Annotated in this window: 22 protein-coding genes; 19 read left to right on the plus strand and 3 right to left on the minus strand. The window is 62.5% G+C overall.

Annotated elements, in window-relative coordinates:
* The first annotated feature begins 112 nt into the window (after positions 1-112).
* The 14 genes from purU to ABIE18_RS02575 all read left to right on the plus strand — a co-directional run bounded on the left by purU (position 113) and on the right by ABIE18_RS02575 (position 16,088).
* Positions 113-1,027 carry a formyltetrahydrofolate deformylase gene (gene purU / locus ABIE18_RS02510; protein WP_499721019.1) on the plus strand — a complete coding sequence of 305 codons (915 nt, stop codon included), beginning with the start codon at positions 113-115 and terminating at the stop codon, positions 1,025-1,027.
* Between the two features lie 50 nt (positions 1,028-1,077).
* A complete protein-coding gene (locus tag ABIE18_RS02515; RefSeq protein ID WP_499721020.1) occupies positions 1,078-3,570 on the plus strand; it encodes a GcvT family protein in 2,493 nt (830 codons plus the stop codon).
* 125 nt (positions 3,571-3,695) lie between these two features.
* Entirely contained in the window at positions 3,696-4,322 is a 627-nt protein-coding gene (locus tag ABIE18_RS02520) for a cyclodeaminase/cyclohydrolase family protein (RefSeq protein WP_377652555.1), read from the plus strand.
* Positions 4,319-5,209, plus strand: a complete 891-nt coding sequence (locus ABIE18_RS02525) for a bifunctional 5,10-methylenetetrahydrofolate dehydrogenase/5,10-methenyltetrahydrofolate cyclohydrolase (RefSeq protein ID WP_216922231.1) — start codon at positions 4,319-4,321, stop codon at positions 5,207-5,209. Before ABIE18_RS02520 ends, ABIE18_RS02525 begins: the two co-directional genes overlap by 4 nt.
* Positions 5,210-5,211: 2 nt before the next feature.
* Positions 5,212-6,051, plus strand: a complete 840-nt coding sequence (locus ABIE18_RS02530; protein WP_499721021.1) for a methylenetetrahydrofolate reductase — start codon at positions 5,212-5,214, stop codon at positions 6,049-6,051.
* Positions 6,006-8,324 carry an FdhF/YdeP family oxidoreductase gene (locus ABIE18_RS02535; RefSeq protein WP_499721022.1) on the plus strand — a complete coding sequence of 773 codons (2,319 nt, stop codon included), beginning with the start codon at positions 6,006-6,008 and terminating at the stop codon, positions 8,322-8,324. The genes ABIE18_RS02530 and ABIE18_RS02535 overlap by 46 nt, the downstream gene beginning before the upstream one ends.
* Positions 8,325-8,467: 143 nt before the next feature.
* Positions 8,468-8,890 carry a GlcG/HbpS family heme-binding protein gene (locus tag ABIE18_RS02540; protein ID WP_499721023.1) on the plus strand — a complete coding sequence of 141 codons (423 nt, stop codon included), beginning with the start codon at positions 8,468-8,470 and terminating at the stop codon, positions 8,888-8,890.
* Between the two features lie 163 nt (positions 8,891-9,053).
* On the plus strand, positions 9,054-10,271 hold the full coding sequence (fdhA, locus tag ABIE18_RS02545) for a formaldehyde dehydrogenase, glutathione-independent (RefSeq protein ID WP_224095036.1): 1,218 nt from the start codon (positions 9,054-9,056) through the stop codon (positions 10,269-10,271).
* Positions 10,272-10,299: 28 nt separating this feature from the next.
* Positions 10,300-11,604: a molybdopterin molybdotransferase MoeA gene (locus tag ABIE18_RS02550; protein WP_499721024.1), complete on the plus strand. Its 1,305-nt coding sequence runs from the start codon at positions 10,300-10,302 to the stop codon at positions 11,602-11,604.
* Entirely contained in the window at positions 11,592-12,473 is an 882-nt protein-coding gene (gene fdhD / locus ABIE18_RS02555; protein ID WP_499721025.1) for a formate dehydrogenase accessory sulfurtransferase FdhD, read from the plus strand. Before ABIE18_RS02550 ends, fdhD begins: the two co-directional genes overlap by 13 nt.
* A gap of 128 nt (positions 12,474-12,601) precedes the next feature.
* Positions 12,602-13,408: an IclR family transcriptional regulator gene (locus ABIE18_RS02560; RefSeq protein ID WP_224095032.1), complete on the plus strand. Its 807-nt coding sequence runs from the start codon at positions 12,602-12,604 to the stop codon at positions 13,406-13,408.
* A 286-nt stretch (positions 13,409-13,694) separates the two neighbouring features.
* Positions 13,695-13,832: a hypothetical protein gene (locus ABIE18_RS02565; protein WP_499721026.1), complete on the plus strand. Its 138-nt coding sequence runs from the start codon at positions 13,695-13,697 to the stop codon at positions 13,830-13,832.
* A gap of 37 nt (positions 13,833-13,869) precedes the next feature.
* Positions 13,870-15,891 carry a BCCT family transporter gene (locus tag ABIE18_RS02570; protein WP_499721027.1) on the plus strand — a complete coding sequence of 674 codons (2,022 nt, stop codon included), beginning with the start codon at positions 13,870-13,872 and terminating at the stop codon, positions 15,889-15,891.
* An 11-nt stretch (positions 15,892-15,902) separates the two neighbouring features.
* Positions 15,903-16,088 (plus strand): hypothetical protein, encoded by a 186-nt coding sequence (locus ABIE18_RS02575; protein ID WP_431117775.1) that lies wholly within the window; start codon positions 15,903-15,905, stop codon positions 16,086-16,088.
* Between the two features lie 88 nt (positions 16,089-16,176).
* Here the strand turns inward: ABIE18_RS02575 and ABIE18_RS02580 are convergent, their stop codons facing one another.
* A complete protein-coding gene (locus ABIE18_RS02580) occupies positions 16,177-16,863 on the minus strand; it encodes a fasciclin domain-containing protein (RefSeq protein WP_499721028.1) in 687 nt (228 codons plus the stop codon).
* A gap of 244 nt (positions 16,864-17,107) precedes the next feature.
* Here ABIE18_RS02580 and ABIE18_RS02585 point away from each other — a divergent pair, with 244 nt between their 5' ends.
* Positions 17,108-18,880 (plus strand): cytochrome c biogenesis protein DipZ, encoded by a 1,773-nt coding sequence (locus ABIE18_RS02585; protein ID WP_499721029.1) that lies wholly within the window; start codon positions 17,108-17,110, stop codon positions 18,878-18,880.
* Positions 18,881-18,960: 80 nt separating this feature from the next.
* Here ABIE18_RS02585 and ABIE18_RS02590 read toward each other — a convergent pair whose 3' ends face one another.
* Complete coding sequence (locus tag ABIE18_RS02590) at positions 18,961-19,341, minus strand: VOC family protein (protein WP_499721030.1); 381 nt, start codon at positions 19,339-19,341, stop codon at positions 18,961-18,963.
* A gap of 191 nt (positions 19,342-19,532) precedes the next feature.
* On the opposite strand from ABIE18_RS02590, the gene ABIE18_RS02595 reads away from it, so the two are divergent.
* On the plus strand, positions 19,533-20,105 hold the full coding sequence (locus ABIE18_RS02595) for a GNAT family N-acetyltransferase (protein WP_499721031.1): 573 nt from the start codon (positions 19,533-19,535) through the stop codon (positions 20,103-20,105).
* A 66-nt stretch (positions 20,106-20,171) separates the two neighbouring features.
* On the opposite strand, the gene ABIE18_RS02600 is transcribed toward ABIE18_RS02595, so the two are convergent.
* Positions 20,172-20,882, minus strand: a complete 711-nt coding sequence (locus ABIE18_RS02600; RefSeq protein WP_499721368.1) for an IclR family transcriptional regulator — start codon at positions 20,880-20,882, stop codon at positions 20,172-20,174.
* 249 nt (positions 20,883-21,131) lie between these two features.
* Here ABIE18_RS02600 and ABIE18_RS02605 point away from each other — a divergent pair, with 249 nt between their 5' ends.
* The 3 genes from ABIE18_RS02605 to ABIE18_RS02615 are packed head-to-tail and all read left to right on the plus strand — an operon-like array spanning position 21,132 to position 23,796.
* On the plus strand, positions 21,132-21,848 hold the full coding sequence (locus ABIE18_RS02605; protein ID WP_499721032.1) for a CoA transferase subunit A: 717 nt from the start codon (positions 21,132-21,134) through the stop codon (positions 21,846-21,848).
* A gap of 38 nt (positions 21,849-21,886) precedes the next feature.
* Complete coding sequence (locus ABIE18_RS02610; protein WP_499721033.1) at positions 21,887-22,585, plus strand: CoA transferase subunit B; 699 nt, start codon at positions 21,887-21,889, stop codon at positions 22,583-22,585.
* Entirely contained in the window at positions 22,582-23,796 is a 1,215-nt protein-coding gene (locus tag ABIE18_RS02615) for an acetyl-CoA acetyltransferase (RefSeq protein ID WP_499721034.1), read from the plus strand. Before ABIE18_RS02610 ends, ABIE18_RS02615 begins: the two co-directional genes overlap by 4 nt.
* The last annotated feature ends 15 nt before the right edge of the window (positions 23,797-23,811 follow it).

Below are 23,811 nucleotides of genomic sequence, written 5' to 3' on the forward strand. Positions count from 1 at the left end.
CCCTTTCCGCAGTTCCCGAAAACCTATTGACCTGTCCTTGAGACCAGTATACGCTGATTCCCAATCCTAATATATCAGTACGGGACCCAAGAATATATCTAAAGGAGGAGACATGACCCTCGTGGCGACAGACTCACCAACAAGCACCTTGCCCCAGCCAGCAACGCTCAATGACGAGCAAGCACAGAAGTTCGTACTCACATTGTCGTGCGTCGAACGCGCCGGAATCGTGCAGGCGGTCACAACCTTCCTGTTTGAGCGCGGCTTCAACATTGACGAACACCAGCAGTTCGACGACGGCATCCGCCAGACACTGCACCTTCGCACCGCCTTTTCCGGCTCACCCGAATACTCGGCGGACCGGCTTGAGGAAGAGTTCAGTGCAATCGCTGACCGCTTCGACATGAAATTCAGCTTCCATGACCAGACCAAGAAGCGCGTACTGGTCATGGTGTCCAAGTTTGGACACTGCCTCAACGATCTCATCTTCCGCTGGCGCGGCGGCAGCCTGGGTGGAGACCTCGTAGCTGTCGTTTCCAACCACGAGACCCACCGCGCCATGGCCGAGGCAGCCGGACTGCCCTTCATCCACATCCCGGTCACCCCTGACACCAAGGCCGAGGCGGAGCAAAAACTCCTGGAACTCGTGGATGAATACAAGGCTGACCTGGTGGTGCTCGCCCGCTACATGCAGGTACTCTCAGACAACCTGTGCCGCTCCCTTGAGGGCCGGGCCATCAACATCCACCACTCGTTCCTGCCTGGCTTCAAGGGCGCCCGCCCCTACCACCAGGCCTATGACCGCGGCGTGAAGCTCGTGGGAGCAACCGCCCACTACGTGACCGCGGACCTCGACGAGGGCCCGATCATCGAGCAGGAAGTCATCCGCGTGGACCACAGCTACGGCCCCAACGCACTGTCAACAGTGGGCCAGGATGCCGAAGCCCTGGCGTTGTCCCGGGCTGTTCGCTGGCACTGCGAACACCGCGTGCTGCTGGATCAAACCAGCACAGTGGTCTTCCGGTAAGCCACCCACCCCACCGTCCACACACACGAACTTCAGCAGGAGAAACTTTCATGACATCGACGCCTCGCATTGTCATCATCGGCGCTGGGATTGTCGGCACCAACCTCGCCGACGAACTGGTCACCCGCGGTTGGAACAACATCACCGTCCTGGATCAGGGGCCGTTGAACATGCCCGGAGGATCCACGTCCCACGCGCCGGGCCTGGTCTTCCAGACGAACCCTTCCAAGTCCATGGCACTGTTCGCCAAGTACACGGTTGAAAAGCTGCTCTCCCTCACCGAAGATGGCCAGAGCTGCTTCAACCAGGTGGGCGGCCTTGAAGTTGCCACTACCGAGACCCGCCTGGCTGACCTTAAGCGCAAGCTCGGCTACGCACAGTCGTGGGGCATCGACGGCAAGATCCTCTCCCGCGAGGAATGCAAGGAGCTCTACCCCCTGATCAACGAGGAGGACATCCTGGGTGGCCTCCACGTCCCCACCGATGGCCTGGCACTTGCAGCCCGCGCCGTGCAGTTGCTCATCAAGCGCACCGAAGCCGCCGGCGTGAAGTACATCGGCAACACCGAGGTGACTGGAATCGAGCAATCAAACCGCCGCGTGACCGGCGTCGAGACCGCCGATGGCGTCATCCCCGCGGACATCGTGGTCTCCTGCGCCGGCTTCTGGGGCGCCAAGGTTGGCGAGTTGATCGGCATGTCCGTACCGCTCCTCCCCTTGGCTCACCAATATGTAAAAACGACGCCGGTTCCCGCCCAGAAGGGCAAGAACGAACTGCCCAACGGCGCCCAGCTGCCGATCCTGCGCCACCAGGACCAGGACCTCTACTACCGCGAGCACGGCGAGCGCTACGGTATTGGCTCCTACGCTCACCGCCCCATGCCCGTGGATCTTGATGAGCTGGGCAGCTACGAGCCCAGCAGCATCAGCGAACACAACATGCCCTCACGCCTGGACTTCACCCTTGAGGACTTCCTTCCCGCGTGGGAAGCAACCAAGCAGATCCTGCCGGCACTGCGGGAAAGCGAAATCGAGGATGGCTTCAACGGCATCTTCTCCTTCACCCCTGACGGTGGCTCGCTGGTAGGCGAATCCAAGGAAGTGGACGGGTTCTTCGTGGCCGAAGCCGTGTGGGTCACCCACTCTGCCGGCATCGCACGCGCCGTTGCCGAACTCCTGACCACGGGCAAGTCCGAAATTGATCTTGGTGACTGCGACATCCACCGCTTCGAAGAGGTCCAGCTGACGCCTGAATATGTCAGCGAAACGTCCCAGCAGAACTTCGTGGAAATCTACGATGTCCTGCACCCGCTCCAGCCCAAGCTCTCCCCCCGCAACCTTCGCGTCAGCCCGTTCCACGCCCGCCACAAACAGCTGGGAGGCTACTTCCTGGAAGGCGCAGGATGGGAACGTCCCTACTGGTTCGAAGCCAATGCGGAACTGCTGAAGGAAATGCCGGACGACTGGCAGCCCCCGGCACGCGACGCCTGGTCCGGTATGTTCAGCTCACCGATTGCTGCCGCCGAGGCGTGGAAGACGCGCACGGCCGTGGCGATGTACGACATGACGCCGCTCAAGCGTCTTGAAGTCAGCGGCCCGGGCGCCCTGAAACTGCTGCAGGAACTCACAACGGGAGACCTGGCCAAGAAGCCGGGCGCCGTAACCTACACCCTCCTGCTGGACCACGCTGGTGGAATCCGAAGCGACATTACCGTTGCACGCCTCAGCGAGGACACGTTCCAGCTGGGCGCCAACGGCAACATTGACACGGCCTACTTCGAGCGTGCCGCCCGCCACCAGACAGAAAACGGTACGGCCAGCGACTGGGTGCAGGTCCGCGACACCACGGGTGGCACCTGCTGCATCGGCTTGTGGGGTCCGCTTGCCCGTGACCTCATCAGCACGGTCAGCAACGACGACTTCTCCAACGACGGCCTGAAGTACTTCCGTTCCAAGAAGGTCACCATCGGCGGCGTCACCGTCACCGCAATGCGGCTGTCCTACGTGGGCGAACTCGGCTGGGAGCTCTACACGAGCGCCGACAATGGACAGCGTTTGTGGGATGCACTGTGGAAGGCCGGCCAGCCGTTCGGCGTCATCGCTGCCGGGCGGGCCGCCTTCAGCTCGCTGCGCCTGGAAAAGGGCTACCGCTCATGGGGCACCGATATGACCACGGAGCACGACCCCTTCGAAGCAGGCCTCGGTTTCGCCGTAAAGATGACCAAGGAGAACTTCGTCGGCAAGGCTGCCCTTGAGGGACGCACTGAGGAAAGCTCCGCGCGGCGCTTGCGCTGCTTGACGGTCGACGACGGCCGCAGCCTGGTGCTGGGCAAGGAACCTGTGTTCTACAAGGACCAGGCAGTTGGCTACGTCACCAGCGCCGCTTACGGCTACTCGGTGAAGAAGCCCATTGCCTACGCGTACCTTCCTGCCGCTGTTTCGATTGGTGATTCCGTGGAGATCGAATACTTCGGACGCCGCATCCAGGCGACAGTCACCCAGGACCCGCTGTACGACCCCACCATGAGCAGGCTCCGCGGCTAAGGCCTGACGGACGCTTTAATTGGCCAGCGGCCCGGACTCATCCCCTCGCAACGGGGTCCGGGCCGCTGTCTTACCCCGTTCAACCTCAGCCCCGCCTTACTTCGTCAACCAGCCCAGGAAGACACATGATCAGTTCAGAAACCATCAACGACTACCTTGCCAGGCTCGCTTCACGGCAGCCCACTCCCGGCGGAGGTGCCGCCGCCGCCCTTCACGCTGCCCAGGGCGCCGCCTTGGTGGCCATGGTGGCCAGGTACACCACGGGTGAAAAGTATGCGCAGCACGCAGAACCCGTTGCCCGCATCACCAGCGCTGCGGACCATTTGATTGTTGAAGCGCTCCGCCTCGCAGACGCCGATGAGCACGCCTTCCAACGAGTTATTGATTCGTACAAACTCCCGTCCGGGACCGAGGAACTCAAGGCCATGCGCGCTGCCGGCATCCAGGATGCACTGGTCCAGGCAGCCCACACACCTGCTCAGCTGATCAAGCTTGCCGGTGAGGTGGTGGAACTCGCCACGGAACTCTTTGACATGGCCAACCCCAATGTCATCAGCGACGTCGCGGCAGCAGCCGATGCTGCCCGTGCCGCGGCCACAACCGCCCGTGTCAACATCGACATCAATGTCGTTGCCATCAAAGATGGCGACGCCCGCTCACGCTTGGCAGAACAGACCGACGGCCTTGAGGAAAAGGTGGTCCTCGCAGCTGATTCCCTCGTCAAGCGCGTACGCGAAAGGATTCTCGCGTGAGTACTGAAGTGCTTTCCGGAAAGGGGTTGGCCGCCCTCATCCAGCAGCGTGCGCAGGATGAGGCCCGCCTCCTTGAATATGAGGGCCAGCGCCCTTCCTTGGCCGTGGTGGTGGCAACCGACGACGAGTCCACGCACTGGTACGTCCGGTCCATTGAGCGCGCCGCGGAGCGCGCTGGAATAGGCTGCCGGATCCTGGACCTTGGGCATGATGCCACCGAACAGGTGCTGGCGAGTGTGCTGAAGGACCTCAGTGCGGAGCCAACCGTCAACGGCATTATTCTCCAAACTCCGCTGCCCGCAGGCGTCCGAACGGACGGGCTGGTGGGGCTAATCGCTCCGGAAAAGGACATTGACGGCGCCAACCCGCTCAGCCTTGGCCGCCTGGCTGTGGGTCAACCCGCCTTCGCCCCTGCTACGGCACAGGCCGTGGTGGAACTCCTCGAGCATTTCCAGGTTCCGCTCGCCGGACGCAACGTCGCCGTCGTCGGGCGTTCCGCTGTGGTGGGAAAGCCGCTGTCCCTGCTGCTGCTCGAAAAGGACGCCACGGTCACCATCTGCCACTCCAAATCAGGGGCGCTTGAGCGCTATACCCGGCCCGCCGACGTCGTGGTTGTTGCCGCGGGGCGGACCGGACTGCTGACAGGCAGCCACGTTTCGCCGGCGTCTGTAGTGATCGACGTCGGTACGAACGTCCTTCCCGACGGTTCCCTGGTGGGAGACGTGGACGAGGCCAGTGTCACCGGAGTGGCGGCTGCCCTGACGCCGGTGCCCGGCGGGGTGGGTTCAGTCACCACGGCGTTGCTGCTCCTCCACACCGCTGAAGCGGCCCGGGCACAAGCACGGCTTCTGGAGAAGCCGGCCTTGGTTTCGGGAACCGCTGGCTAGCCATGGAAACGCCGATCCGCCTGGAGGTTAGTCCCTCCGCTGACCTTGCCCGGCAACTGCCTCCCGCTTATGAGGCGCCGGGGACGGTCAGCGTGACCTGCCTGCCGCATCACGGTCCGGCCAGGACGGTCGCTGCGTCGATTGAGCTTGCCCGGCTGGGCTACCACGTGGTCCCGCACCTGGCAGCGCGGAGCATCGCCAGCCAGGCAGAGCTGCACCTGTTCCTTCATCAATTGCGCGATGAGGGCGTCCGGGAGCTATTCCTCATTGCCGGGGACCGCAGTGCGCCTGCCGGCCCGTATTCCTGGAGCGGCCAGCTGATGGAGGACATCAAGGCTTTCTCGGAAGACTTCTCCCTTGGCATCGCCGGTTACCCGGAAGGCCACCCACAACTGAGCGCAGAACAGTTGCGGAGCAGCCTGGCCGGCAAGTCACCCATGGCGTCGTCCATGGTCACGCAAATGTGCTTTTCGGCGGAATCCATCAGCTCATACCTGCAGGAGCTGCACCGGGCCGGGTCCCGGCTTCCCGTGTGGGTGGGCGTTCCCGGGCCGGTGTCCGTGCAGAAACTACTGGCCATGGGTGCACGATTGGGTGTGGGACGCTCACTCAAGCTGGCCCGCGGCACAGGAATGGCCAAGGCACTCCTGCGCGGTGGGGATGTCATGCGCTATGACAGCTCCGGCCTGATCCGGGACGTTCATCAGGCCCTCGACGGCCATCCGCTGTTTGCCGGCATCCACGTCTACAGCTTCAACGACCTCAGCCGCCTACCCAGATTTGAAGGGAAGATCGCATGGCTTCCAAAGCCCCCCGTGAAAACATCGACGAGTCAAAGCTGACCGTCACCAAACCCAAGACAAAGGCTGTCGGCATTCCAGCCGTTGCCAACGCACTGAAGATCTCCCTGGAACAAATGGGCGCGGTGCGAAGCGTGCAAACGCTGCTGGCAGTGAACCAGCTCGATGGATTCGACTGCATGGGCTGCGCGTGGCCGGAACACGAGAAGCGCAATGCAGCAGAGTTCTGCGAGAACGGGGCCAAGGCCGTCGCCGAGGAAGCTACCCGGCGCCGCGTCACGCCTGAGTTCTTTGCCCAGCACTCCGTTGCTGAATTGAAGACCCGAGATGACTACTGGCTGGGCCAGCAGGGCCGGCTGACCCACCCGATGTTCCTCGATGAGGGCGCTACCCACTACACGCCCATCGAATGGGACAAGGCCTATGACCTCATGGCCGAGGAGCTCCGGGGCATGGACCACCCCGATCAGGCCGTCTTCTATACCTCCGGCCGAACCTCAAACGAGGCCGCCTTCGTTTACCAGCTCCTGGTGCGCGGCCTTGGCACCAACAACCTTCCGGACTGCTCCAACATGTGCCACGAGTCCTCGGGCTCCGCGCTGGTGGAAACCATCGGCATCGGCAAGGGGTCCGTAAGCTTGACCGACTTGGAGACGGCTTCGCTGATCTTCGTAGCCGGGCAGAATCCAGGTACCAACCATCCGCGCATGCTCAGCGCACTGGAGAAGGCCAAGAAGAACGGCGCGGTCATCGTGTCCGTCAATCCCCTCCCCGAAGCCGGACTCCTGCACTTTGAAAACCCCCAACACGTGGCAGGCATGGTGGTGGGAACCCAGCTGACGGACGACTTCCTGCAGATCCGTGCCGGCGGCGATCAGGCCCTCTTCCAGGGCCTCGGTAAATACCTTGTGGAGGCCGAAGCCGCGGGTCGCAAGACCCCGGGCCTGGAAACCGTCCTTGACCACAGGTTCATCGAGGACCACACGGTGGGCATCGACGAATACCTGCGTTTCCTGGAAAAGGTGGAGTGGGACGACATCGTGGAAGCAACAGGCCTCACCCTGGAGCAGATCCACTCCACAGGCGAACGGCTCCTGGCCTCGAACGCCACCATCGTGTGCTGGGCCATGGGATTGACCCAGCACAAACATTCAGTACCCACCCTCCGGGACGTGGTTAACGTCCTGCTGCTTCAGGGGAACATCGGCAAGCCCGGCGCTGGAGTTTGCCCGGTCCGCGGCCACTCAAACGTCCAGGGCGACCGCACCATGGGCATCTTCGAGAAGATGCCGGAGAAATTCCACGACCGGCTGGACAACGAGTTCGCGTTCCTCTCACCACGGGAGCACGGCTATGACACCGTTGCCGCCATCCGCGCCATGAGGGACGGAAAGGTCCGCTTCTTCATGGGGATGGGTGGAAACTTTGTTCGCGCCGCCCCTGACTCGGAGGTCACGGAACAAGCGCTCGCCAACACAGGATTGAGCGTCCAGATCTCCACAAAGCTGAACCACTCGCATCTGTCCACTGGTCGCCGGGCGTTGATTCTCCCAACACTCGGACGCACCGAGAAAGACACCCAGCGGACCGGTGACCAGAGGGTCACTGTGGAAGACTCCATGAGCGCGGTCCACGCATCCCGTGGACGCCTCAAGCCCGCGAGCGAGCACCTCCACTCGGAAGTCGCCATTGTCTGCAACCTTGCCCACCGGCTCTTTACCGACGGCGACGTGCGCCTGCCCAACGCACCCAAGGCCGCGTGGCTGTCCATGCGTGATGACTACTCGCTGATCCGCAAACACATCGAGGCCGTCTTCGATGGCTTCGAGAACTTCGAAGAGCGGATCCAGCACCCGGGCGGCTTCGTGCTGCCGCACCCGCCGCGCGACGCCAGGAAGTTCGATACCGCGTCAGGCAAAGCACACTTCACGGGCAACGAGCTTGAATACATCAAGGTCCCGCCCGGCCGGCTGGTGCTCCAAACGCTGCGGTCACACGACCAGTACAACACCACCATCTACGGCAAGGACGATCGCTACCGCGGCATCCACGGCGGGCGGCGGGTAGTCCTCATCAACGAGTCCGATATCGCCGAGCTGGGCTTTGCTGACGGTCAAATGGTCCACCTGATTTCAGAATTCCAGGGAACCGAGCGCCGGGCAGAAGACTTCCGCATCGTTTCGTACTCAACTCCCAAGGGGTGCGCCGCTGCCTACTACCCGGAAACAAACGTCCTTGTACCGCTGGACTCTGTTGCCGATACCAGTGGGACGCCGACGTCCAAGTCCGTCATCGTCCGGCTGGAACGGGCTTGAAAGGCTCTGGACACCGTGTGATGCGTGCCATAGTATGTGACTGATATATCTTTCCTAGTAGCGCAGAGATATCAGATGGCCCAGGACTTCCAAACCCGCCCAAGGGCCATCTCGTCAAAAAGACATCAATCAACGGAGAAACAATGTCTGACATCACCCAAGTCCAAGCAGATGCCGTACTTGTCGCAGCCCGCGACGCCGCCCGCGAAACCGGGACCGCCATGAATATCGCCGTGGTGGATGCCGGTGGCAACCTCAAGGCCTTCACCCGCATGGACGGGGCATGGCTGGGCAGCATCGACATTTCCATCAAGAAAGCACGCACAGCTCGTTTCTTCGACATGCCAACGGGGGCAATCGGCGAGCTTTCGCAGCCTGGAGGACCGCTCTACAACATCGAGGTGTCCAACGGAGGACTCATCACCTTCCCGGGAGGCATCCCCCTGCGCGGGGAGGACGGCACCGTGATCGGTGCGATCGGCATCAGCGGCAGCACCGTGGAGAACGACCACACGGTCGCATCCGCAGGAGCAGCAGTCCAGCTCCAGGGCGCAGCTCGGCTTTAGCCCAAAACATAAGCCAAAAACATTAGGCAAGACTGTCCAATTGCCCGTGAATGGTGCTTCGGTGGCCTGAAACCTGGGGAGGTATTTCCTCATCGAAGCACCGCTCTCGGGCAATTGGGCAGATCCAATTTCCGTACCACAACATGCCCCAGGAGGAGTGTCCATGTCTGGAAACCGAGCAGTCGCCTACAAGGAACCCGGTGTCGTCGAAATCATCAACACTGACTACCCGACGTTCGAACTCAAGGACGGACCGGGCGTCAACCCGGCCAACGTCGGCCGGAAGGTACCGCATGGCGCGATCCTCCGCACTGTGACAACCAACATCTGCGGTTCCGACCAGCACATGGTCCGCGGCCGCACCACAGCCCCACAGGACCTGGTCCTCGGCCACGAAATCACCGGCGAAGTGGTGGAGGTGGGTCCCGACGTCGAGTTCATCAAGGTGGGCGACATCGTCTCGGTGCCGTTCAACATTTCCTGTGGCCGTTGCCGGAACTGCAAAGAGCAAAAGACCGGTATCTGCCTCAACGTCAACCCTGACCGCCCGGGCAGCGCTTACGGTTATGTGGACATGGGCGGCTGGGTAGGCGGACAGGCCGAGTACGTGCTGGTTCCCTACGCAGACTGGAACCTGCTGCGCTTCCCGGACCGCGACCAGGCCCTGGAAAAGATCATGGACCTGACCATGCTCTCGGACATCTTCCCCACCGGCTTCCACGGCGCCGTTACTGCCGGGGTGGGCGTAGGGTCCACGGTGTACGTCGCCGGTGCCGGCCCTGTGGGTCTGGCTGCCGCCGTCGGCGCCCAGCTGCTTGGCGCCGCCGTCGTGATTGTGGGCGACATGAACGAAGACCGGCTGGCCCAGGCGCGTTCGTTCGGCTGCGAAACCGTCAACGTCTCCAATGGCGACCCGAAGGAGCAGATCGCGCAGATCCTCGGAGTGCCGGAAGTGGATTGCGGCGTGGACGCCGTTGGCTTCGAAGCCCGCGGACACGGACGGGACGCCTCGCACGAGGCTCCAGCCACCGTGCTGAACTCCCTCATGGACATCACCGCAGCCGGTGGTTCCCTGGGCATCCCGGGCCTCTACGTCACCGGCGATCCGGGCGGAATCGATGAAGCAGCCAAGCACGGCTCCCTCTCCCTCTCGCTGGGCACCGGATGGGCAAAGTCCTTGTCCTTCACTACGGGCCAGTGCCCGGTGATGAAGTACAACCGCCAATTGATGATGGCGATCCTCCACGACAAGGTCCAGATCGCCAAGGCAGTCAATGCCCAAGCCATCCCCCTTGAGGACGCTCCCCGCGGCTACGCCGAGTTCGACGCCGGAGCGGCAACAAAGTTCGTACTGAACCCGAACGGTTACGTGAAGGCTTAGTAGGCAACAACACAGGAAGGGGGCATCCATGCTCGCACAGGAAATCATCCGCGGCACGTCGCCAACATCCCATGTGCCGTGCGAGCGGATGCCTGCCCCAACGTGGTCTGAAGCCCGGCAGAAGGCGTTCGATTGCGCTGTTCCGCTTGCGTCCGCGTCTGTGCCACTGGCGGACGCGATCGGATACGTGCTGACCACTGAAGTGACGGCGCAGCAGGACCTTCCGCACTACGCGTCCTCTGCCATGGATGGCTGGGCCATTAATGGCAGAGGACCGTGGGAGATCACGGGGCTGCCGCTATCACCGGGGCAAGCCAGCGTCATTGCCACCGGTGGCCTGGTTCCGGAAGGTGCCGAGGCGGTACTTCGGAAAGAGAGCGGACAGGTCTTCGACGCCGGATACGGGCTGCAGCTCTCACTGAGACCAGATGCGAAACCCGGCGAGACGCTCCCTGGCCGGCACATACGGCCAGCCGGTGAAGAAGCCCGAGCCGGCGACGTCCTCGTACCAGCCGGCACACTCCTTAATCCTGCCCACATTGCCCTTGCTGCCGTAGCAGGCCACGACGAACTGCTGGTACAACGCAAGCCGCGGGTCGCCGTCGTACTTACTGGCTCCGAGGTGGTGACCTCGGGTGTGCCAGCAGCGGGGCGGGTGCGCGACACCTTCGGCCCGCAACTCGGCGCAGTGATTTCCCAGCTGGGCGGAATTCCCGGCAGCCAGCAACGAATCGGCGACTCGTACGACGAGTGGCTGTCCGCACTTGACGCCCCGCCGGGGAGCGAACGCCCCGATGTCACGATCACCACCGGCGGCACCGGCAAATCCGGAACTGACCATTTCCGTGCCGCGGTGGCCGCGCTCGGTGGGCGCCTGCTGCTGGACGGCGTCGCTATGCGCCCCGGTCATCCTGCTGTATTGGCCGAACTTCCGGACGGCCGCTTCATCATCGGCCTCCCAGGCAACCCCCTGGCCGCCATGATGGCCCTCATGACCATCGGCGAACCACTGCTGGCTGCCCTCCAAAACCGGCCTTTCCAGACAGCTGGCCACCTCACGTCCGGGGCGGACGTCGATCCGGGCCCCGGCCGGACACAACTCATTCCCTGCACCTTTGTCCACGGCCTCGCTTTCCCTGCTTCACACACAGGCCCCGGCATGATGCGTGGCCTGGCTTGGGCCGACGGTTTCATGGCCGTTCCCCCTGGCGGAGTGGAAGCAGGCGAATCCGTCCCGGTCATGCCGCTGCCCTGGACAAGCGCCCGGTCACAGGCGCAAGCAACCATCGATTTCCCACACCAGCCAGGAAGGTACGCACCATGGCACGGATGACACAGCGCCGGAAGATCCACCGCTTCCATCTCGACGGGACAGGTACCGAATATCCGGTGCGGTTCAAGGAGGACGTCCTGGCCGCCGAGGAGCCCCTGGAAATCAGGATCGGCGGCCGCTCCTTCGCCGTAACGATGAGGACTCCGGGAGACGACTTTGACCTGGTGGCCGGGTTCCTGGTCTCCGAGGGCATCATCCGCGGCCAATCCGAGCTGATCTCCCTGCGTTTTTGCGCCGGCGAGAAGGACGGGACGCAGACGTTCAATGTGGTGGAGGCCCAGCTTCGCTCCGACGTACAAATGCCGGACACCATGCGCCACGTCTACACCTCCAGCTCGTGCGGTATCTGCGGAACGGACTCCATCGAAGCCGTCCGCAAGACACTCCACTTCGACCCCTCCCAGGACGGACTGCGGGTTCCCGTTGACACCCTGGCCGAACTGCCCGAACGCCTCCGGGAAGCCCAGGCGGTGTTTGACAGGACTGGTGGCGTCCATGCCGCCGGGCTCTTCAGGGTGGACGGCGCCACCCCCGAGCTCCTCTGTTTGCGGGAGGACGTGGGTCGCCACAACGCCGTGGACAAAGTGGTGGGCTGGGCACTGCGCCAGGATCTGCTGCCCCTGACGGGCTTGGTCCTGCAGGTTTCAGGGCGGGCATCGTTCGAGCTGGTCCAGAAGGCCGCCCTCGCCGGCATCCCCGTCCTGTCCGCCGTGAGCGCGCCCTCCAGCCTTGCCGCCGACCTCGCCACTGAGACCGGTGTGACCCTGGTTGGCTTCAGCCGCGGTCACAGCCTCAACGTCTACGCCGGACGTGACAGACTGGTCCGCCCCCGCAAAGCGGCACGTGAGGAGGCCTTCGCAGGGCTCTGACCGCCCGTTCTGCGGGTTTATGTGCAGGGCCCGTGTCCGTGTCGGACTAGGATGAGGAAAGACGAGGAGCAGGCCGGGCAGGGCGTTACAGCCCCGGCCACCTGCTTGGGACAACGACACGAGGCATCATGGCCCCACGCAACAATCCGGACATCGAGAAGGACGCAGACGCCCAAGGAGGCGGCGTCCAATCAGTGGACCGCGCGCTGCAAATCCTGGAGATCCTTGCGCGCGAAGGCGACGCGGGCGTCAGTGAAATCGCTGACGAGATGGGCGTCCATAAATCCACCGTGTCCAGGCTTGTGGGCTCGCTGGTTAACCGCGAGCTTGTCCGGCAGAACAGCGAGAGGGGAAAGTACCAGCTGGGCTTCGGAATCCTCAGGCTGGCAACCTCCATTCCCGGCAGGCTGAGCGTCGTGCACGAGGCCAGGGAAGTACTGGAAGCACTCGCGGGTGAGTACAAGGAAACGGTCAACCTTGCCGTGCTTCGATCCAACTATGCAGTCAACGTGGATCAGGCCATGGGCCCCTCAACGCTTGCCACCTACGACTGGGTGGGCAGCCTGACACCGCTGCATGCCACGTCCAGCGGCAAAGTGCTCTTGGCCGCGCTGACGGCTGATGAGCGTAACCAGGTCCTCAAGACAGTCGGACTGCCTGCCCGCACGCCCCGCACCATCACTAACCGCGCGGAGCTGGAGAAGCAGTTGCTCGACGTCGCACGGAACGGCTACGCAGTAGTCCATGAAGAGTTCGAGATCGGCCTGACGGCGGTAGCCGTGCCTATTTTTAACCACATGGGCAATGTCATCGCTGCGGTGAGTATCTCCGGCCCTGCCTTCCGCTTTGCCCCGGAGGAGCATCCAGGGCTCATAGACGCCCTCCGTGAGGCTGGCTTCACGATCAGCGCCAAGATGGGCTACCGACGCCGCTAGGCGCAGCCCGGCCACGTTACCCACGCACTAAGCAGCTGGCATCAACGTGGCCATTTTTCGCCGCCATTGTCGCTTGTTACGCAACAGTAACCACGATGCGCAACTGGATGACGCATCTCCGGAGGAGTGTCAAGGTCCGGGAAATGGAAAAGAAACACCTTGACATTGACCTGTGACGGGGCGCACTCTGTTGCTTAGCGCGAGAACTGTTGATCCTTGCGAAACGTTAGAAGGCGATTCAGCCAAAGCGACAAGAAACCCCGTTCCCCGACAAAAGAGGTGCAACATGCGCAAGGCCTGCCCCACCAGTGAACTCGCTCCCGGGGAGGCGCTACGGCTCGATACTGCTCCAACAATCATGGTCATCGACTCGGACGAAGCCCCCAACCTTCCCTCCGTTCCCACCCTCCAGGGCCATGTATAAACCCAAGCCCATGACTCGCCGAGCAAAGGACCCGCTCATGGCTATAAATAGTGATTTAAAGCCCTTAACTCCCGAGGAAGTGCCCGCCAACGATAGCCTGGCTGACACTCCTTCATCACGTAAAACCAACCACCCGGAGAACTCTGGGGACATCATCAGCGTCTCCCCGGACGAAACCAACCCCGCAGTCCTCGACGATGAGGACGGAGGCGCAGAAACACTGCCGGATACTGAGGAATACGCACAGATCCTGGAAGAACTGCGCCACGCCAAGACCGAGCAGGCCGTTAGTGCCCGCCGGAACCGCAAACTTACGCTGGACAAAGTCACCTTCGGAATCACGGGCGCCATCGCCGTCGCCTTCGTGGTCTGGGGCTTCGTCGGCCGGGACAGCCTCTCTGAAACTTCCAAAGGTGCCCTGAACTGGGTCATGGAATACACCGGCTGGCTCTTCATGGTTCTTGCCTCCTTGTTCGTCGTCTTCGTCCTCTGGCTCGCCCTGGGCAAGTTCGGCAACATCCCACTGGGCAAGGACGGCGAGAAGCCGGAATTCCGTACTGTCTCCTGGGTAGCGATGATGTTCGCCGCCGGCATGGGCATCGGGCTCATGTTCTATGGCGTGGCTGAACCGCTCTACCACTACATCTCGCCACCACCGGGCACTGTGGACGGCCGCACTCCTGCTGCCATCCAGACTGCGATGGCCACCTCGATCTTCCACTGGACCCTGCACCCATGGGCCATGTACGCAGTGGTGGGCATTGCCATGGCGTACGGCACCTATCGTTTGGGCCGCAGGCAGTTGGTCTCCGCAGCGTTCACGTCGCTGTTCGGCATCAGGATGGTGGAAGGCCCCCTCGGGAAATTCATCAACATCCTGGCCATCTTTGCCACACTGTTTGGTACCGCCGCTTCCCTGGGCCTCGGCGCACTTCAGATCGGCAGCGGCATGACCTCCAACGGCTGGGTCGGCGAGATCGGCACCCCGGTACTCGTGGTGATCGTAGCCATCCTCACCTTCTGCTTCGTCGCTTCAGCAGTCTCCGGCATCAGCCGCGGCATCCAGTGGCTTTCCAACATCAACATGGTGCTGGCAGTCGTCCTGGCACTCATCGTGTTTGTTGCCGGCCCCACGCTGTTCATCCTCAACCTGATCCCCTCCGCAATCGGCGATTACGCCAGGGACCTGGCAGAAATGTCGTCCCGGACCGAAGCTGTCGGCGACGATGCACTGCGTAGCTGGATGACCAGTTGGACCATTTTCTACTGGGCCTGGTGGATCTCCTGGACGCCCTTCGTCGGCATGTTCATTGCGCGCATCAGCCGCGGCCGGACCATCCGCCAGTTCGTCACAGGCGTTCTGCTGGTGCCAAGCATCGTCAGCGTTATCTGGTTCGGTATCTTCGGTGGAGCTGCGTTCCATGTCCAGCAGGAAGCTGACAAGGCCGGCACACCTGGTTTGGTGACCATGACCAACGGCGTGCCCTCCGTCAATTTCGACGGCGCACTCTTCGATCTCGTCAAGAACCTCGGCATGCCCGGCTGGGCCACGGCAGCAGTCATCGTGTTGGCCATGGTGCTGGTGGCAATCTTCTTCATCACTGGTGCCGACGCGGCCTCCATCGTCATGGGATCGCTCAGCTCCAACGGAGCCGAACACCCCCGGCGCGGAGTAGTCATCTTCTGGGGAAGCCTCACCGGTGCAGTAGCAGCGGTCATGCTCCTGGCCGGCGGCGACGAACCATCCGAGGCTTTGGCCGGGCTTCAAAGAGTCACGATTGTTGCCGCGCTGCCGTTCGTCATCGTCATGCTGCTGCTCTGTTTCGCCCTCACGAAGGATCTGCGCCGTGATCCTCTGTCACTGCGTAAGCGCTTGGCGACATCCGTTGTTGAACGCGCGATTCGTACGGGCGTGGAACAACATCGGGGCGTTCAATTCGATCTGGTGACCAGGCACGAGTGCGCGGAGGACTGCCCGGATTCCGACTGTCCCGGCGGAACTCCGACCGGAAGCATCCCCAGGGTTGAATCTCCCCGCACCGACCCGACCGAGAAGTAAGGTATCCCGCCATGACTCAAACCCATGAACAAGAAAGCACTCTCCGTGTCTCCACCGATTCCGGGGACACCGTGAGCTTCACCCTGGACGCAACGAAACCCGTAACGGTCAAGCTCCAGGTTGACGGTGGTTGCACGTGTGGAACCACCGCCACGGTCCAGGGCTCCTACGTTAATAGCGACCTAGGCAAGCGCTAACCATTCATTTCCAACGCAAAAGCAGGCGCCGGATTCCGGCGCCTGCTTTTTTGTGTGCGGAATGGTTTTTTGTGTGCGGACTGGCAGCCTACTTGGGCATCAGCACGGAGTCGATCAGGTAAACCGTTGCGTTGGCCGTGTGGACGCCACCACAGATTACGTTGGCGCCGTCAACTGTGAGTGCATCTTTGCTACCGCCAACGGTCACTTCGCCACCCTGGACCGTCTTGTGCGTTCCGATCACCTGGTCAGGGCTCAACTGGCCTGGGACTACGTGGTAGGTGAGGATCTTGCTCAGCAGTGCATCGTCCGTCTTCAACGTCTCAATGGTTGAGGGGTCGATCTTTGCGAAAGCATCGTCAACAGGTGCAAAGACTGTGAATTCGCTGCCGTTGAGGGTGGAGACCAGATCCACTTTCGGGTTGAGCTTGCCTGAAACGGCGGCAGTCAGGGTCTTGAGGAGCGGGTTGTTCGAAGCGGCAACGGCAACCGGGTCCTGGGCCATACCGACTACTGAACCGGCACCATCCGGAACCTGGGCGGCGTAACCGGCGCAGCCGGGGCCAACAAGATCACGGGCGGGATCCATGGCGGCGTTGGTCATGGCTGAAGCCGACGGCGACGGTGCCGCGGACGTCATCTCCGGCGCAGGGGACGACGACGCCGATGACGAAGGTGTGCTGGAGCTGCTTGAACCACCACACGCCGTGAGTCCGAGAAGGGCGGCTGCAGTGAGGCCAACGAAGGCGAGGGCGGGGCGCTTTGTGGACAACATGTCATTCTCCTTGTTCGTGGAACCAGGCATTGGGTCCATTGGGTGTGGGCACTGGCTCCCCGGCGCTGCATCTGCGTCGCCGGCGGTTTGTGCCTCACCAGCTATTCGGAGGTCGCGCCGGCATGGATGGGTGCGGATTGAAAAAGTTTTTAAACCAAGCCAACGCGGCTTCGGCTCCGAACTGCCTACAGATATCCGGAGCCGGCACCCTTCACGGCCGGTCCGGCGAACGTTGGGAGACGCAATGCTGCAATTAGCACTAATCGGCCTGCTGGGCGGGTTGATTACAGGTATCTCGCCCTGCATCCTGCCTGTCCTGCCCGTCATCTTTCTTTCCGGGGGGGTACAGGGTGCGCGCAAAGGCGGTATTACGAGCTCAGCGGTAACCGAGGTGCCGCGAACCGCCGTCGAGCTTAAGGCCCAAGCCAGGCAGCGTCGGCGGGCCGGCTTGCGCCCGTACCTGGTGATCCTTGGCCTGGTGATCAGCTTCAGCACCTTCACGCTGGTTGGCTCGTTCCTGCTGACCTTGGTGAACCTTCCGCAGGACCTGCTTCGATGGATCGGGCTGGTGGTGCTGGTGCTGATTGGTTGCGGCCTGATTTTCGATCGTTTTCAGCACATTCTGGAGAAGCCGTTCTCCTGGATCCCACAGCGAAAAGTAGGCACCGAAAATGGCGGGCTGGTGCTGGGACTGGCGCTCGGCGTCGTCTATGTCCCCTGTGCAGGACCAGTGCTTGCCGCCATCGCCGTGGCCGGTGCCACCGGACAGGTGGGCCCCGAAACCATAGTCCTCACGTTGACATTTGCCATGGGCGCAGCCGTTCCGCTGCTGGTGTTCGCGTTGGCTGGGCGCCGCGTCGCAGAGCGGGTCAAGGCGTTTCGCAAGAACCAGCGCAAGATCCGCATAGCCGGTGGCATCATGATGATCGCCCTGGCAATCGGCTTGGTGTTCAACCTTCCCCAACTGCTGCAGAAACTCGTGCCCGACTACACCTCCACACTCCAGGAACAGGTCCAGGACAACGAGGCCGTGAAAAAGGCCCTGGATCTTGGTGGGCTGGTCAATGACCAAAACCGCGAACTGGACAAGTGCAGCAAAGGTGCCACCGAGCTTGAATCGTGCGGCACAGCGCCGGATATCAAGGGCATCCAGGAATGGTTCAACACCCCTGGCGGCCAGGCCGTGAACTTGAAGGACCTCAAGGGCAAGGTGGTCCTGGTGGATTTCTGGGCCTACTCCTGCATCAACTGCCAGCGCTCCGTTCCGCACCTCACCGATTGGTACAGCAAGTACAAGGACTCCGGCCTGGAAATCATCGGCATCCACTCGCCCGAGTACGCGTTCGAGAAAGAGACCCGCAACGTCATGTCCGGCGCGCAGGATCTGGGCATCACCTACCCCGTGGCCATCGACAACACCCTCTCCACGTGGACCAACTACCGCAACCGCTACTGGCCGGCCCACTACCTGATCGATTCCGAGGGAACAGTCCGGCACATCAAGTTCGGCGAGGGCGGCTACCAGACAACGGAGAAGCTGATCCGCGAACTCCTGCAAGAGGCCAACCCTTCAGCGGCGCTCCCCGCGCCCATTGAAGCGTCCGACGACGGCCCGGTAGCAGGTGCCACCACTCCGGAGACGTACTTGGGCACCACCAAGAAGGTCAACTATGCGGGCACGGAACCTTACAAAGCCGGGGTTGGGCTGTATTCAGTGCCGGCGAATCAGCCTGGTGACAGCTTTTCCTTGCAGGGTTCGTGGGATCTCGGAACGCAGTCCATCACACCTGCCGACGCCGGCTCTTCGATTGCCCTGAACTACCACGCCAAGCAGGTGTACATCGTGGTCAGCGGTGAGGGCATGATCGATGTTGTCCGGGATGGCAAGACCACGTCCGTAGCGGTCTCCGGGACGCCGACGCTCTATCAGATCGTGGACGACCCCCGAATCCGCGAGGACAAGCTCGAGGTCAAGGTCCCGCAGGGCATCCAGGCGTACTCCTTCACGTTCGGATAGGGTGCGCGCTGGAAGCTGGATAGGGGGCCGTGCCCGCTTCGCGATGCCCGCCACGCCGCGGCCCCTGTCCAGCTTCCGCTTCATCGTTGGAAATAAGGCTTCGTGATCAGCTCCAGCGCGTGGCCCGAGGGGTCCTTGAAGTAGACACCCCGGCCACCGTGCTCCGTATTGGTCTCGCCTGGACGGGTCATCTGCGGATCCGCCCAATGCTCGACGCCGGCACTCACCAGGCGCTGATAAGCGCGGTCAAAATGCTGGTCGTCGACCAGGAAGGCGTAGTGCTGCATCTGGATTTCGACCGGGGGCTCGGCGAATTGGAGCATGACGCCGCCAGCCAAGGTCAGGTTGGTGAAGGGCCCCCAACCCGGTGCTTCGTCCGCTTCGAGGATGAACCGGTAGAAATCGGCGGAGACGGCGCGATCGGTGGACGCGATGATGGTGTGGTTGAAAAGTGCGGGCATGCAAGACTCCTTGTTGTGTGGATTTCGTTCGATGGGTTTCAGGGTCATCAATCCACGGGGAGGAGCGCGGGCAGCGCTGGCACACGTCAGAGCTCGGCCGGGTAGCCAATCCGTGCAGGGCAGGTGCCCGATCCGGTCATCACGTCCGCCAGTCTAGCGAAGAGTTGGGCGGCGGTGACAGGATGGGCGGCATGGGAATCGAGGTTCGCCCGGCCACGGTGTTCGAGGACGTGAAAACCATCGTCGGCCCCAAACGTCCGGACGCCAACGTGTGCTGGTGCCTGAGTTACCGGATTCCCTCGAAGCAGAACCTTGAGCTCCAGCGGGAGGAGCGGGGAAAGTTCGTGGAAAAGCTGGTTGCGGAGGATCCGCCGCCAGGCGTTCTCGCTTACGACGGCGGCGAAGTAGTTGGGTGGGCTGCCGTGCACCCCCGGGCGGACACCAGCTTTGCGACGAACCGAAAGATCCCCCGCCTTGACGACGCCGACGTGTGGTCTGTCTGGTGCATCAGGGTGCGGCCCGGGCATCGCGGCAAGGGCATTTCGCACGAGTTACTGCAGGGTGCGATCGACATGGCCCGAAAGTATGGTGCGCCAGCCATTGAGGGCTATCCCGTGGACAACAAAGGCAACAAGGTGGACCTGACCATGGCGTACGTGGGGACCCGCAGGCTGTTCGAGCAAGCCGGCTTCACCAAGGTCGCCGAAACGACGTCCGTCCTCAACGGCTTCCCGAGAGCCCTGATGCGGCTGGAGCTGCGCTAACCCAACTGGGTCGCAGATAAGGCCGTTTAGAAGGTTCAAAACGGCCTTATCTGCTACTTACTTGGGTCAGCCTTGGAGTTTCGCCGTCATTCGGTGGGCTTCCTCGAGCAGCAATTTGCCAAGGAATTCCTGTCGATCAGGACGGAACCGGGGTTCGATCCCCGTCAAGGACAAGGCCCATGCCGGCCGCCCCTGTTGGTCAAAAACGGCCGCGCCCATCCCCCAACTTCCTTCAAGGATCAGCCCCGGGTTCACCGAGTACCCCGTCAGCCGGGTGCGCTCAAGGTTGTCCCGAACCACGTCAACTGGATGCCCCGCGGCAAAGTCGCCAGCGTGCGCCGGCCAGTCCTCCAGCAGTGTTTCCTGCTCATCGGCGGGCAGGAAGGCCATAATGGCCGTTCCTGCTGACGCAACTCCCAACGGAAAACGTACGCCTTCATGCAGCACGAAGGACCTCACCGGGAACGATCCCTCCTCTCGCAACACGCAAACTGTTTCGTTGCCGCGTCGGATGGAGAAGAACGCGCTCTCGCCAGTCTCGGCGGCGAGGCGGCGCAGGCTGGGCCGGGCAATGTCCTCCATGGGGAAACGTGCTGCCGCTACCGATCCCAGGAGGAAGATTTCCGGACCAAGAACCCACTTTCCGGCGGCTGGATCGTGTTCCAGCAAACCCTCCGCGGCCAGGGACGTCAGCAGCCGGTGCACGGTTGGCCGTGTCAGCCCCGACTCCCGAACCAACCCGGCCAACGACGTCCCCTCGGGTTTGCGCCCAACCATCCTCAGCAGCAGGGCAACACGGCCCACAACCTGGGCCCCCTGCACCGGGTTTTGGGTGGATTTCTGTTCCGGCACAAAGCCTCCTTGAAGATTTCATCCACAATATGGACACCATTGATCCTACAGTCCACACCGTGAGTATCAAAGCCCTGCGGCTATTGACCGTCACCGGGATCAAACCTAGGCTCCTCTACAGGTCACTCAGTCCACAACGTGGATAACACCAGAAAGACTCAAAGAGGAGTTCAAATGTCGAAGATGCACGCCAGCGCAACCCAAGCGCTCCAGGACTTGATGGCAGACGGGCTGACCATCGCCGTCGGGGGTTTTGGCCTGAGTGGCATCCCGGCCGACCTGATCGATGCCGTCCGGGAGTCCGGCGCCAAGGACCTCACCATCGTCTCCAACAACATGGGCGTGGACGGCAAGGGGCTCGGCGTGCTGATCGAGGCAGGCCAAGTCAGGAAGGTCATCGCGTCGTACGTTGGCGAGAACAAACTGTTTGCCGAGCAGTACCTGGCCGGCAAGCTCGACGTCGAATTCACTCCGCAGGGCACGCTGGCCGAGCGCCTCCGCGCCGGTGGCGCCGGCATCCCCGCCTTCTACACAAGGACCGGCGTGGGCACGCTCGTTGCCGAAGGCAAGCCGTTGGAAGAGTTTGACGGCGTGACTTACGTCCGCGAGCGCGCCATCACCGCCGACGTCGCGCTTGTCCACGCCCACACCGCGGACACGGATGGAAACCTGATCTACCGCTACACGGCCAGGAACTTCAATCCGGTGGTGGCAACAGCGGGCGCCGTCACCATCGCTGAGGCGGAGGTCATTGTGCAGCCTGGCCAGCTCGACCCCAATCACATCGTCACTCCCGGCGTCTTCGTCCAGAGGCTGGTGCAGGCCAGTGCGCGGGTTAAGGACATCGAACAGCGCACAGTCCGCCCGCCCCGCGAAACGGTAACGGTCTAGAGAAGCGCTAACGGTTTATAGAACAAGGAGCACACATCATGGCTTGGACACGAGACCAGATGGCCGCCATCGCGGCTGAAGAATTGAACGACGGCGACTACGTCAACCTCGGCATCGGCATCCCCACCTTGGTGGCCAACAACCTGCCCGACGGCGTGCGGGTGGTTCTCCAAAGCGAGAATGGGTTGCTTGGCATGGGCCCGTTCCCTTTTGAGGGCGAGGAGGACGCGGACCTGATCAATGCCGGCAAGCAGACCGTCACCATCACGTCGGGTGGGAGCATTTTCGATTCCGCTACGTCCTTCGGCATGATCCGAGGCGGCCATGTGAAGGTGGCGATTCTAGGGGCCATGCAGGTCTCGGGTCGAGGCGACCTGGCCAATTGGACCATCCCGGGAAAGATGGTCAAGGGCATGGGCGGCGCCATGGATTTGGTGGCCGGGACACCGCGGGTGGTGGTCCTCACTGAGCACAACGCCAAGGACGGCTCGGCCAAAATCGTCACGGAATGCACGCTGCCGCTGACCGGGCTGAAGTGCGTTGACCGGATCATCACGGACCTCGCGGTCTTCGACATCGAGGCGGACGCTGAAAACAACGACGGCGGCACGCGGCTGCTGCTCACACGCCTCGCCCCGGGCGTCACGGTGGAAGAGATCCGCCGCAAGACAGAGGCGGAGTTCACGGTGGCGCTCACGTCTGCAGAAACAAACACTTTCGAAGGAGCAAGCGCATGAGCTTGAAAGACCAGTTCGGCAAGGACATCCTGCTCACCGGGTGGGGCCACAGCAAGTTCGGCAAGCTCACGGACCACACCCTCGAATCATTGATTGTCCAGGTAGCCGGTGAAGCAATCCGCAATTCCGGCCTTGAGCCCAAGGACATCGACGAGGTCTATCTCGGCCAGTTCAACTCAGGCATGCAGCCGCTGGGATTCACGTCGTCGCTGGCACTGCAGCTCTCTGCAGACCTGGCCAATGTCCCTGCAACGCGCACGGAGAACGCTTGCGCCTCCGGTTCCGCAGCGTTCCAGCAAGGCGTGAAGGCTGTGCTCGCCGGAACCGCCCGCAATGTTTTGGTGATCGGCGCGGAAAAAATGACCGACGCCGGAGCGGACGTGGTGGGGGCGGCTTTGCTTGGTGCGTCGTACGACATGGCGGGCAAGGCGTCCACCACAGGGTTCACGGGGTTGTTCGCAGAGGTGGCGAAGCACTACGGGAAGCGCTACGGCACGGGCATAGACGCGGCCAACTACCCCGGAGGCCTGGGCGACGTCCTGGGTTCCATTGCAGCCAAGAACCACCGCAACGGCATGGATAATCCCTACGCCCAGATGCACCGGGACTTTGGCGAGGAATTCTGCCGCACCATCTCGGACAAGAACCCCATGGTTGCCGACCCCTTGCGCCGTACGGACTGTTCGCCGGTCTCGGACGGTGCGGCCGCCGTCGTGATTTCAACGTCGGCTACCGGCGGCGCAACCGCACCTGTGCGCTTGGCGGGCTTCGGTCACGCGAACGATTTCTTCCCCGCGGAGAAGCGCGATCCCACCGAGTTCGCCGCTACCCGCGTCTCTTGGGAGCGGGCGCTGGGCATGGCAGGCGTGGGCATCGACGGACTGGACTTCGCCGAAGTCCACGACTGCTTCACGATCGCCGAGCTCATCATGTACGAAGCCATGGGCCTGACTCCCCGCGGCGAGGGTTCGCGCGCCGTCCAAGAAGGCTGGGTGTACAAGGATGGCAAACTTCCCGTGAACGTGTCCGGCGGTCTTAAGGCCAAGGGGCATCCTGTGGGAGCCACCGGAGTGTCCCAGCATGTGATTGCGGCCATGCAGCTCACGGGAACCGCCGGCGACATGCAGCTTCCCAATGCCCGGCGAGGCGCCGTCCAGAACATGGGCGGGGTGGGCATCGCCAACTACGTCAGCGTGCTGGAAGCCCTGTAACCCGCCCAAGTAAGT

Origin of the sequence: Arthrobacter sp. 2762 (assembly GCF_040548745.1) — a bacterium.
Taxonomy (GTDB): Bacteria; Actinomycetota; Actinomycetes; order Actinomycetales; family Micrococcaceae; genus Arthrobacter.

Excerpts from the sequence above, each read along its gene's own strand:
- ABIE18_RS02575 (WP_431117775.1), top strand. The coding sequence starts at position 15,903 with ATGACTCAAACCCATGAACAAGAAAGCACTCTCCGTGTCTCCACCGAT.
- ABIE18_RS02595 (WP_499721031.1), top strand. The coding sequence starts at position 19,533 with ATGGGAATCGAGGTTCGCCCGGCCACGGTGTTCGAGGACGTGAAAACC.
- ABIE18_RS02515 (WP_499721020.1), top strand. The coding sequence starts at position 1,078 with ATGACATCGACGCCTCGCATTGTCATCATCGGCGCTGGGATTGTCGGC.
- fdhA (WP_224095036.1), top strand. The coding sequence starts at position 9,054 with ATGTCTGGAAACCGAGCAGTCGCCTACAAGGAACCCGGTGTCGTCGAA.
- ABIE18_RS02540 (WP_499721023.1), top strand. The coding sequence starts at position 8,468 with ATGTCTGACATCACCCAAGTCCAAGCAGATGCCGTACTTGTCGCAGCC.
- ABIE18_RS02600 (WP_499721368.1), bottom strand. The coding sequence starts at position 20,882 with ATGGTTGGGCGCAAACCCGAGGGGACGTCGTTGGCCGGGTTGGTTCGG.
- ABIE18_RS02520 (WP_377652555.1), top strand. The coding sequence starts at position 3,696 with ATGATCAGTTCAGAAACCATCAACGACTACCTTGCCAGGCTCGCTTCA.
- fdhD (WP_499721025.1), top strand. The coding sequence starts at position 11,592 with ATGGCACGGATGACACAGCGCCGGAAGATCCACCGCTTCCATCTCGAC.
- ABIE18_RS02615 (WP_499721034.1), top strand. The coding sequence starts at position 22,582 with ATGAGCTTGAAAGACCAGTTCGGCAAGGACATCCTGCTCACCGGGTGG.
- ABIE18_RS02565 (WP_499721026.1), top strand. The coding sequence starts at position 13,695 with ATGCGCAAGGCCTGCCCCACCAGTGAACTCGCTCCCGGGGAGGCGCTA.
- ABIE18_RS02570 (WP_499721027.1), top strand. The coding sequence starts at position 13,870 with ATGGCTATAAATAGTGATTTAAAGCCCTTAACTCCCGAGGAAGTGCCC.
- ABIE18_RS02560 (WP_224095032.1), top strand. The coding sequence starts at position 12,602 with ATGGCCCCACGCAACAATCCGGACATCGAGAAGGACGCAGACGCCCAA.
- ABIE18_RS02610 (WP_499721033.1), top strand. The coding sequence starts at position 21,887 with ATGGCTTGGACACGAGACCAGATGGCCGCCATCGCGGCTGAAGAATTG.
- ABIE18_RS02605 (WP_499721032.1), top strand. The coding sequence starts at position 21,132 with ATGTCGAAGATGCACGCCAGCGCAACCCAAGCGCTCCAGGACTTGATG.
- ABIE18_RS02535 (WP_499721022.1), top strand. The coding sequence starts at position 6,006 with ATGGCTTCCAAAGCCCCCCGTGAAAACATCGACGAGTCAAAGCTGACC.
- ABIE18_RS02580 (WP_499721028.1), bottom strand. The coding sequence starts at position 16,863 with ATGTTGTCCACAAAGCGCCCCGCCCTCGCCTTCGTTGGCCTCACTGCA.
- ABIE18_RS02550 (WP_499721024.1), top strand. The coding sequence starts at position 10,300 with ATGCTCGCACAGGAAATCATCCGCGGCACGTCGCCAACATCCCATGTG.
- purU (WP_499721019.1), top strand. The coding sequence starts at position 113 with ATGACCCTCGTGGCGACAGACTCACCAACAAGCACCTTGCCCCAGCCA.
- ABIE18_RS02530 (WP_499721021.1), top strand. The coding sequence starts at position 5,212 with ATGGAAACGCCGATCCGCCTGGAGGTTAGTCCCTCCGCTGACCTTGCC.
- ABIE18_RS02590 (WP_499721030.1), bottom strand. The coding sequence starts at position 19,341 with ATGCCCGCACTTTTCAACCACACCATCATCGCGTCCACCGATCGCGCC.
- ABIE18_RS02585 (WP_499721029.1), top strand. The coding sequence starts at position 17,108 with ATGCTGCAATTAGCACTAATCGGCCTGCTGGGCGGGTTGATTACAGGT.